We start from the raw sequence: 8,143 nt of genomic DNA, 5'->3' as shown, positions 1-8,143 counted from the left end.
AGGCAGAGCAACTGACTTGTAATCAGTAGGTACAACCACGTTCGATTCCGGTAGCCGGCACCATTTATAGATTGCCCAGATAGCTCAGTCGGTAGAGCAGGGGATTGAAAATCCCCGTGTCGGCGGTTCGATTCCGTCTCTGGGCACCAAGTACAATTCCTCCTTAGTTCAGTCGGTAGAACGGCGGACTGTTAATCCGTATGTCGCTGGTTCAAGTCCAGCAGGAGGAGCCAACACAAAAGCCCAGCAGCAATGCTGGGCTTTTTCTTTGCCTGTTTTTTACGGCTGACCAGATTTGCATGGCAGGTTCGGTTATTGCGTGTCGATGGAGTCATGGTCTGCTGGCGAGCGTTGAGTCTATCAAGTGTCCCCTCTCTGCTGTTGTTTCACCTGTGGATCAGTCCTGCGTCACTTTGCCAGCATGATACCTTGCATTTTTAGCCAGAATGCCTCCTGACAGGCGTTGTGGAACAGCTTGCGTGGCGGCGTGATGGGCATGTGGCTGGTGACAACTCGATAGCTTATCCAGCATTCGGCGCATAGCTGTTCTGAGGGGACCTGGTCCTGCTCTATCTGATGACAGATGGCGACCCCATTGGCGAACCAATAGGTGGTTTGCTGGTGCTGGATCAGGGTGCCACTCTCGTCATGCTCGCTATAGTGTTCACTCTGCTGGTGGGTGATGGTCGCCGGTCCCGGCTGCCGATGGATTGCATTGATATAGGTAATGAGCTGATTCATTGCCGTTCTTGTCTGTGATGGGGGCTGGGTTTGGGCGCTGGCCGAAGGCGTCGAGATCTTAACTTGCTGCACCGCGGGCGGCAATCCTGCACGGATGCGGAAGTGGTGACTGCATGAAGGAGATAAGTGATGGGGATCCCCCAAGACAAGGCCGAGCTGCTGCTCGCCATCGACACGAATTTTGGCAAGTTGCTCAAGGCGTTGCAGGCCGTCCCCGTGAGTCGGGGGCAGGAACTGGTGATGGAGGGGTACAGCAAGGGCACCAGCATGAGCGTGGTCCATCTCTGTATTTTCACTACTCATTCCTGTACGCATAACAAGTTCCGGTCCATATCTGGTCCGCTTGGTAAAGCTATGCTTGTGGTGAATGGTGTCACTCGGATGAGTAGATAACAGCGTTCGCCGTCAGGCCATTTCTCCGGTCGCCAGCTCCGGTCTTTGCTGCTGAGTGTGTTGGCTATGGTAAGACCGGAGGGAGACCGGAGAGGCCAATCAGAAGGAATAGCAGGCAAGAGTGAGCGTGGACTGTGACCCTGATGTCAAAAGTTACCCCAGCAGAGTTGACTGGATATGTTCAGCGTGGGTCTGGGGGATATCCGGTCTAAGCGGATTTTCAAACATATATTAAATCCATGTTCATCCAGAACATCAGGCCCTGAGCTAACCGCTCAGGGCCTTTTTCATATCCACGATTTAAAGGAATGAGCATGTTTATCCACCAAATTTTGCGCAAACAAGTAGCCGCGATCAGCATCAAGCCAATGAGAGACGGCAGTGTCGACTTCACGGTTAAGGGCAGCACCAGAGGGGCAGTCAAAGGCGCACTCACCGGAGCTGGTGTCGGTGCCAAAGGCGGTATCACTGGAGCCGTCGCAGGCACCATCATCGGTGGCGCTATCGGCTATATCACTGGGCCAGCGGATTGAGGGAGGTTAGCCATGGACGAGTTCATTCAAGAAGGAAAATACGCTTCCCACGAAACGCTAAAGGGGTATGCCTACAGCTGGCAAACGCTGAGCTTGCTGATGCAGGAGGTCATCACGAATGGAATGTATGTTCCTGAGTTCCTGCCAGATGAAAACCAGTCTGTGCTGCTGGTCGTGGTCAAAGAGGCAACCGTGCTTAAGGCCAAGTCCCTGCACAGTGAAGCACCTGAAGTATTGATCTCGATAGCATCCCATACGAGAGAGTCAGTCCGGGATGACGACAACGGTTACTACGCCGACTACTGGCGGTTAGCTGCGGGAACCATCCAGCTGATCGACTGCGCAGAAGATGCCGTGTTCTGGCTGCCACTCCCAGCAGTGGAAACATGGGAGCCATATCACTTCTCCGGTTACGGCACTCCGTTCGATGCCCTGTCAGCTCCACTCCCTGTATTCCAGCATCTGGCCTTCGTTCTAAAACCTGAACAGGCACAGCCCGACTTGGGCACCACCATCTACCTGAAATCCACTATCTGAGTTACCTGAGGATCCCAATATGAATAGCAAGACCAACAAACAAGCCGCCAGCCAGCAGACCAATACTCAGCCCGAGAACAAGGCCAGCGATAAACCCATTCTATCTGCCAAGGTTATCTTGACCAGTGGTGTCGCCATGTTGCTCTCGCCAGGCTCAACTACCACTGTGGGCTATGAGATCGGTCATGAGCCTGAGCAAACTGAGCTGTTGATCCGTCTGACCGGCAGTAGTGGCGGTGGCCTTTGTTCCAAGGAGTGGTTCGGCTTGGCGCAAGTCGTCGATCTGCTGAATGAGCAACAGTCGGACAAGGCATTTACTTCCGGCCTGTTCAAGGTTATCTGGCACTTCAAAGGCAGCAGCAATAATGCGGGGTTCCTGGCTGCCGTACTGCGCCATCTGGAATTGACCAAGGTAGCGCCGGAAGTGCGGTTCGGTCATCTGATCACGGGCAAGCATACCGAGTGGTTTGAGAGTCTCAAGGCCAAGCTGCCAAAGGTCAGCACCACCAACTAACCCACGTCGACAGCCCGCTCTATTCCATCACGCGAATCCCCACCTTTCACTTCAAGAGAACCAAACATGAAACCTACCCTCGTTATCACGGGCTTGCCTGTGAGGATAAGTCACGACCTGCAAACGCTACTGGAGCAAGCCATCAGCTCGGCGCTGGAGGATTTCCCAGACGAGATCCCGGATGGCACAACACCCGCAACCCTGACCCTCAACTATCGAGATCCAGACTACAGCGCAACAACTGGAGGCTATCACCCTGTCGAGATCCGTCTTGAACGCTGGGATGACGGCTGGCATCTGCGCTACGTTACTGACTTTGCCTATGTGGGCCAAGGCTGGTGCACTGAGTTGGCCAAAGAGTTGGATTTTGATTTCAGCGTGGGCGAATACACCCATTCGTTGATGGGTGAAATGTCACTGGCAGAGGTGAATGAATGGTTTGACGTCTGGCAACAGAGCTTTTGCTGCTATGCCCAGATGGACGTATTCACCCTGACGGTGACGCCAGACTGACGCCCAAGACCGGATATCGACCGGAAAGCCGTTGGCCGCGAGTGGGTAAACCATCAGCGACCAACATCACCACCAACCGATAAACCAGTACCACCAGACCGGCACAGGGATCCGACCTCCCTGTGCTGTTTTTTCTTGGGGCAATGCCAGTCCCCTTCAATCCCAGTTAACAGGAGTTCCACTATGTCAGATCTCCCATCTCGTTTTCGCTTCACCCAGAAAGCGATCGAAGCACTACCGCCCAACCCCGCAAATGCAAAATCCACGGAGGCCGAATACAGCGACACTCAGATCTCGGGGCTCAAATGCTTGGTGGGGAAAGGGGAGGGCAACAAGAAGTTCCTGATGCGGTATCTGTGGCATGGCCGCAAGCGGGCTATTGCCATAGGTCGCTTTCCAGACGTAGACCTGAACACGGCCAGAGAGATTGCCACGGAGTATAAACGGCTGCTGTCACAAGGCATCGACCCCAAGCAACTGAAGGAAGATAAACGGCAAGAGCTCACGTTGTATGAGCTGTTCCAGCTGCATTACCTGCCTTATGCCAAGCACCATAAACGCTCTTGGCAGAACGACGAGCAGCGGTTCCGGGATCACCTGCAACCGGCGATGGGCTCTCGGCTGTTGTCGGAAATCAATTTGGAGCAAGGGCAAGCATTGCAAACCAGCTTGATGAGCCAGTGCAAGCCAGCGACCAACAACCGGATCACCACTTTGCTCAAGGCCATCCTGACGTGGAGTGTGCGGATGGGGTATCTGGAGCAACATCCATTGGTCTATCTGAAGACGCTCCCCGAGAACAACCAGCGAACCCGATTCCTCGATAAGGCTGAGATCCGGCGTTTGTTCATGGCTGCGGATGCTGACGAGAACCGCTATGCAGGGCAGTACGTGAAATTGCTGTTGCTAACGGGGCTGCGAAAAGATGAGCTGAGGCTGGCCAAGTGGGAGCATATCGACAAGGCGCATCAGACGCTGTTCATCCCGCACACCAAGAACGGCAAGAGCCGGATCCTGCATATGAATCACATGGCGATGCAGGTTTTGCAGGATACACCGGTGATAGCAGGGAACCCGTACCTGTTCCCAGGGCAGAAGCCGGGGCAACCACTGAACAACGTCACCAAGCCATTTAATCGGATGCTGAAGCGAGCTCAAATCGAAGGGCAAGTATGCATTCATACCTGCCGTCATTCGGTGGCTGCGTTGATCGTCTCCAGCGGTGGCACCTTGTATGACGTACAGGCACAGCTGGGCCATTCAAGTAGCCAATCCAGCCAACGGTATGCACACCTACACGCCAGCAGATTGCGCCATACCAGCGCACAAGTGGCGAACTGTGTGGAGCAAGCGTTGATCTCTCCAGGTGTTGTCAAAGTGGAGCCGCTTGCGTTGCAACGGGCAGGATAAGCAAGCGCACGCAGGGAGTAGCCCAGTGGCATCGTTGCCTAACTCGCCAGCCTTTGTCTCGGGGGCTGGCGAGTTTTCCGGCGTGACGGATTTGGCTGTCTCTGGAGAGGCCGAGGTTCTCTGTGTGGCTGAGGAGAGTGGTATGCCGGGGTATACGGGCTGTGCCCGTGGGGCATCAACACATGGCAAGGTAGTTATGGGGATGAAAAGACAAACAAAAATCTAACACTGACCGCCCGGAGGGAGTCCGGCTGTACCAACCCGACAAGGCAGCTGAACGAGGCCCAGCTAGGCAAGCAAGAGAGGATAGCCAAGGCAGTTTCTGAAGCAAAGATGCAGGAGCGACAGGCAGGGGCTACGTCATCGAGCCCAAACACCAAGGCCCAGATCTGCAATGCCGCACAGTCCCTCTCACAGGGGGGGAAGCAAGGGGGGGCAATAGTTACTCTACCCCAACGTGCATAGGACACCACCCCCAGCACTTCATGCGGGGCATGGCCTCCGACAACCGGAGCCTGCGCGAGTACCCCATTTTTGCGCATTTTGGGTCAGCCTCTGGCCTCGAACGGTGATCTGTCGCTGGTCATTCTCAGACAGGAAGAGAGGCCGGAGAACCTTGGTTATTAGCAATCGTCACTGAACCTTGCGCACGCAGAGCCACCCGTTTATCAATCTAAAGCAGGATCCGGCTCGCATTATTGGTGTCGATACCCTCATCCAAGCGGGTTGGGCCAAATGCCAAACCCCGGCTACCAATGCCAACTCTGCTTACCCGTAACCCCCTCTGTCGTGAAAATCCAAGTCGACACGCCCTGTCGGGCACCTCCGTGACACTTGGATACCTTTGACAACGATGCTTCCTTGGATGGCAGAACACGACACCCTAGCCCAGCGCCTCGGCGTGATCCTGACCAAACTCAATCACGGACAGCGGTTGGTGATCTCCGAACTGGCTCATGAGTTCAACGTCTCACCACGCACCATACAACGGGATCTGAACGTCAGACTGGCTTACTTGCCATTGGAGCGTGAGGGACAAACCTATTGGCTTGACCCATCCTATTTCGGCAGAGCATCGACTCCAGCAATCCTTCGTCTATGCGAGCAAGTCGGGGCCAAGGCGCTGTTCCCGGACGATCACGACGCTCTGCTCAAGCAATGGCTCAACCCCAATGGTTCCCCCGTGTTCGTTCTGTCAGGATTTCAACTCGATGAAGATGACAGCCACCACCAATGGTTAAAGCCGCTTGCCAAAGCGATCAGCCAACAGCTCAAAGCTAGGCTGACATGGGTTGGTGAGCAAACAGAACAAGAGGTTGTGCCATATCGCTTGGTCAATAAGCGGGGCCGCTGGTACTTGGCAGGTGTATCCACGGAAGCACCGTTTATTGAGCCCCTATCCCGAATATCGCTCATCCGGCTGACGGAGGCCGCAGCCACTATCGCAGAACCTCAGCAACAGATACTCCAACGGTTGATCGAGCAAGAGGCCATCCCATCCCATGAAGTCGTTATCAAGGCGGCTTCACCCATCGCCCACGAATTCAAGCTCAGGAACATCCTGCCCGAGCAGGCACTGATCCGAGAACTGGAAGACGGCAGCATCTTACTGGCAAGCAGGGTATTCGATGGGGCCCAGCTGCTGCCCGTGATCAAAACGTATCTACCGCACCTTGAAGTGATCAGCCCAGCGGGGATCCAGGCTCTGGTCAAACGTGACCTCAAGACCCTGCTCAGCCGGATGTAAGCCAAATTTCACGCCACTAATTTCAACCCCCGACACCACCTGTCGGGGCCAATCACCACTATCAGTAGTTCAACCAACAAGGAGCAAAACCATGGGATCTCCCACGATAACTACGCCATCTGACCTCGTCCTACGCAGTCATGACGATTATGAGACAGTCTTCGAGCATGTAGCCGCTCACCTGCAAGCAGAGGGTGGCACCATCAAGAAAGCTGATAGGGCCAAAGGAGAGTTGGAAGCATCCTGGAAGTACGGGGTTAACCCGTTTGGCCAACGGGTCACAGTGCATTTCAGCTCGCCGGAAGAAGGGATTGTTGAGCTATCGCTGACCGGCTCTTTCATTGATGCGATCGATACCTTCGGTACGGCCAAGAAGAAAGCCAAAGCGATAGCAGCGGTGATACCCAATCCAATTGATGTGACGGCATGGCCTATTCGTGAACCTTCACCGACACAAGCACCAGTCCAATCAGCACCAGTGGGAAGCACAGTTCACCATCGGGGGAAGCGGAAGGTCTTGATGGCCATCTTGATGTTCTTTGGTGGCGGTTTGGGCCTACACAAGTTCTACACCGGAAACTGGGGCTGGGGTCTGATCTATTTGGCTGCCTGCACAACTGGGATCCCCGTTTTACTGTCGGTCATTGAGTTCATCCGTGTGCTCTGCCTTACCCAAGAAGAGTTCGATAAACGCTACAACTATCAAGCAGTGAGGGCATTCCAATGGGTATGGTAATGATAAAGAAGCTCGCTCTGGCGGCCAGTGTTTCACTGCTGATGGTCCCTGCTGCTCAAGCTGGATTGCTCAGCAAATGGGATGAGCTGACAGTGAAAGAGGGAGTACTGGATAGCTGCCCAGGAGTGACCTTGGAGCAGCAGGCCGATAGCTTCTTCAAAGATCCCGATTGGTCGGCAGGCACAGCCACTGATGGACGCAAGTTGGTCAACGTGAGTGGCACGTTCACTTACATGGAACGGCCTGTACGGGGCATGCTTCAGATGTGGGTTCAAGGTGAGGAATTCAGCGTGGAAGCGCTGGAGATAAACGGTCAGCTACAGCCGGAGATCATGATAGATGCACTGTTAGATAAGATGTGTGAGGCGGCACAGAGCCAGCAACCCAAAGAGGTGAAGGGGAACGCTCAAGCTCGCGCTGATCTACCATTTGTGGGCAAGCGGCGTTTCAACTTTTCGGGCGGTAGCGGTACAGCTGAGTTCATCACGATCCAGAGCAACGGGCATACTGTTGTGGAGAGTTGCGGCTCGGAATGCAGCATTGATTTTGAAGGGCCATTTACCAACCCGCTCAAGACGCAGTACGGGATCTATCGAGTCGAGGCCAAGCGGATTTTCGAGCTCGATGAGAAGGGAAGGAGCAAAACCTGCCAGAAGGAGCTGGGAGAGCCAAGAGATACAAGGTGCAGCGTCGAGCTATACGTCGCTCAGTAAGAACATAAGGCGGGAGCAATCCCGCCTTACTTTTTTCCAGCGTCAGGGCTGCAGTTGAGAGGGAATGAACAGGGGCATGTGCGCGGGATGTCAGCAGGAGTAAGAGGCCAGGGCAGATTGCACAGCTCAGATGCCCAAATAGAGAAGAAGGATTGGACCACGAGAAGGACCACGAAAAGATAAACATATTAGTAACATTGGTGTCCCGGAGGGAGCTGGACCCAGCTAGGCAGGAAGGCAAGGCCAGTCAGAGCCAAGTCTGGCTGTCAGATAGGAAACCAAGTGAGTTTTGGCAATTGTGGGGAA

At 54.4% G+C, this 8,143-nt stretch carries 10 protein-coding genes and 2 tRNA genes; 11 read left to right on the top strand and 1 reads right to left on the bottom strand.

Annotation, left to right across the window (positions count from 1 at the left end; all coding sequences use genetic code 11):
• Window positions 1-73: 73 nt before the first annotated feature.
• Together G113_RS17245 and G113_RS17240 are read left to right on the top strand one after the other, a co-directional pair.
• Window positions 74-149: transfer RNA gene (locus G113_RS17245), tRNA-Phe, on the top strand.
• A gap of 8 nt (window positions 150-157) precedes the next feature.
• Window positions 158-233, top strand: a tRNA-Asn gene (locus G113_RS17240).
• A 175-nt stretch (window positions 234-408) separates the two neighbouring features.
• On the opposite strand, the gene G113_RS17235 is transcribed toward G113_RS17240, so the two are convergent.
• The gene (locus G113_RS17235; RefSeq protein ID WP_005907820.1) at window positions 409-741 is read right to left on the bottom strand and encodes a hypothetical protein; all 333 of its coding nucleotides are present in this window, start codon (window positions 739-741) and stop codon (window positions 409-411) included.
• Between the two features lie 129 nt (window positions 742-870).
• Between G113_RS17235 and G113_RS21555 the strand changes: the two genes are divergently transcribed.
• The 9 genes from G113_RS21555 (at window position 871) to G113_RS17190 (ending at window position 7,837) form a co-directional block, all read left to right on the top strand.
• The gene (locus G113_RS21555; RefSeq protein ID WP_005907818.1) at window positions 871-1,134 is read left to right on the top strand and encodes a DinB family protein; all 264 of its coding nucleotides are present in this window, start codon (window positions 871-873) and stop codon (window positions 1,132-1,134) included.
• Between the two features lie 314 nt (window positions 1,135-1,448).
• Window positions 1,449-1,667 carry a hypothetical protein gene (locus G113_RS17225; protein WP_005907817.1) on the top strand — a complete coding sequence of 73 codons (219 nt, stop codon included), beginning with the start codon at window positions 1,449-1,451 and terminating at the stop codon, window positions 1,665-1,667.
• 12 nt (window positions 1,668-1,679) lie between these two features.
• Entirely contained in the window at window positions 1,680-2,204 is a 525-nt protein-coding gene (locus G113_RS17220) for a hypothetical protein (RefSeq protein ID WP_005907816.1), read from the top strand.
• A gap of 19 nt (window positions 2,205-2,223) precedes the next feature.
• Window positions 2,224-2,718 carry a hypothetical protein gene (locus tag G113_RS17215; RefSeq protein ID WP_005907815.1) on the top strand — a complete coding sequence of 165 codons (495 nt, stop codon included), beginning with the start codon at window positions 2,224-2,226 and terminating at the stop codon, window positions 2,716-2,718.
• A gap of 66 nt (window positions 2,719-2,784) precedes the next feature.
• Window positions 2,785-3,231: a DUF2787 family protein gene (locus G113_RS17210; RefSeq protein ID WP_005314106.1), complete on the top strand. Its 447-nt coding sequence runs from the start codon at window positions 2,785-2,787 to the stop codon at window positions 3,229-3,231.
• Between the two features lie 183 nt (window positions 3,232-3,414).
• Window positions 3,415-4,641, top strand: a complete 1,227-nt coding sequence (locus tag G113_RS17205) for a tyrosine-type recombinase/integrase (protein WP_005907812.1) — start codon at window positions 3,415-3,417, stop codon at window positions 4,639-4,641.
• 865 nt (window positions 4,642-5,506) lie between these two features.
• Window positions 5,507-6,388 (top strand): helix-turn-helix transcriptional regulator, encoded by an 882-nt coding sequence (locus tag G113_RS20315; protein ID WP_005907811.1) that lies wholly within the window; start codon window positions 5,507-5,509, stop codon window positions 6,386-6,388.
• 91 nt (window positions 6,389-6,479) lie between these two features.
• The gene (locus G113_RS20755) at window positions 6,480-7,124 is read left to right on the top strand and encodes a TM2 domain-containing protein (protein ID WP_005907810.1); all 645 of its coding nucleotides are present in this window, start codon (window positions 6,480-6,482) and stop codon (window positions 7,122-7,124) included.
• Window positions 7,124-7,837, top strand: a complete 714-nt coding sequence (locus tag G113_RS17190) for a hypothetical protein (RefSeq protein WP_040319353.1) — start codon at window positions 7,124-7,126, stop codon at window positions 7,835-7,837. The genes G113_RS20755 and G113_RS17190 overlap by 1 nt, the downstream gene beginning before the upstream one ends.
• Window positions 7,838-8,143: the final 306 nt, after the last annotated feature.

This window comes from Aeromonas molluscorum 848 (assembly GCF_000388115.1).
Classification (GTDB): domain Bacteria; phylum Pseudomonadota; class Gammaproteobacteria; order Enterobacterales; family Aeromonadaceae; genus Aeromonas; species Aeromonas molluscorum.
The sequence above is the reverse complement of the archived record's forward strand: the minus strand, read 5'-3'. Positions and strand labels throughout refer to the sequence as shown.

What these genes read in the sequence shown, in the direction of transcription:
- G113_RS20315 (WP_005907811.1), top strand. Translation starts at nt 5,507, where the DNA reads ATGGCAGAACACGACACCCTAGCCCAGCGCCTCGGCGTGATCCTGACC.
- G113_RS17190 (WP_040319353.1), top strand. Translation starts at nt 7,124, where the DNA reads ATGATAAAGAAGCTCGCTCTGGCGGCCAGTGTTTCACTGCTGATGGTC.
- G113_RS17210 (WP_005314106.1), top strand. Translation starts at nt 2,785, where the DNA reads ATGAAACCTACCCTCGTTATCACGGGCTTGCCTGTGAGGATAAGTCAC.
- G113_RS17215 (WP_005907815.1), top strand. Translation starts at nt 2,224, where the DNA reads ATGAATAGCAAGACCAACAAACAAGCCGCCAGCCAGCAGACCAATACT.
- G113_RS17235 (WP_005907820.1), bottom strand. Translation starts at nt 741, where the DNA reads ATGAATCAGCTCATTACCTATATCAATGCAATCCATCGGCAGCCGGGA.
- G113_RS17205 (WP_005907812.1), top strand. Translation starts at nt 3,415, where the DNA reads ATGTCAGATCTCCCATCTCGTTTTCGCTTCACCCAGAAAGCGATCGAA.
- G113_RS20755 (WP_005907810.1), top strand. Translation starts at nt 6,480, where the DNA reads ATGGGATCTCCCACGATAACTACGCCATCTGACCTCGTCCTACGCAGT.
- G113_RS21555 (WP_005907818.1), top strand. Translation starts at nt 871, where the DNA reads ATGGGGATCCCCCAAGACAAGGCCGAGCTGCTGCTCGCCATCGACACG.
- G113_RS17220 (WP_005907816.1), top strand. Translation starts at nt 1,680, where the DNA reads ATGGACGAGTTCATTCAAGAAGGAAAATACGCTTCCCACGAAACGCTA.
- G113_RS17225 (WP_005907817.1), top strand. Translation starts at nt 1,449, where the DNA reads ATGTTTATCCACCAAATTTTGCGCAAACAAGTAGCCGCGATCAGCATC.